The sequence below is a fragment of the Lacticaseibacillus pantheris DSM 15945 = JCM 12539 = NBRC 106106 genome, from assembly GCF_001591865.1.
Classification (GTDB): domain Bacteria; phylum Bacillota; class Bacilli; order Lactobacillales; family Lactobacillaceae; genus Lacticaseibacillus; species Lacticaseibacillus pantheris.
Genome location: NZ_BCVS01000192.1, coordinates 1 through 554 on the forward strand (window position 1 = coordinate 1; position 554 = coordinate 554).

The 554-nt window shown below is 48.9% G+C and carries 1 protein-coding gene; it reads right to left on the reverse strand.

From position 1 onward, the window contains the following. Positions 1–373: 373 nt before the first annotated feature. A partial coding sequence (locus LPA02S_RS11860) for a hypothetical protein (protein WP_225355010.1) occupies positions 374–554 on the reverse strand: 181 nt, incomplete at its 5' end.

Here is a 554-nt window from a genome sequence, read left to right on the forward strand (position 1 = left end):
ACGCTACTGTAGAAACCCCACTACTGGGGACGAGGCCTACACTACACCAACGCTTTCCTGGCATCCACCAAGTCATAAAATGGGAGTTAGTCATACACGTAATAGTTGCTGCATATTACTATCATGGATACAATTGGCATCAACACTTCAATCATTGGCTCTCAAACATCCTCTAAGCTGTCTAAGTTAAATCATGATACGCAGTGCATATTCAGGGCTACTGATCTAAACTGCCACGAATCAATCGTTTTTATCTTCACCATGCTAGATGAACACACTTGACCTAGCACGTAGCTCTGGTCAACGGGGCACCCTTCTACTATTCGAAATCCTTCAACACAATCAAATTGTGGATGCTGCTCGCCTAATCCACCTAAATAGGCACTCCCGAATTAACGGGTGCCGGCAAAGTGGTGGTGGGGTGGAGGCGACTGAACCCGGAGTTATGACCGCTACCGGAGTGTAACGTTCTTACGGCTTTAGCCGTTAGAACGCGACGAGCTTGGAGCCGGCCTGCCAAGTACGGGCAGGCTCCAAGTCGCACCGGAAACTCG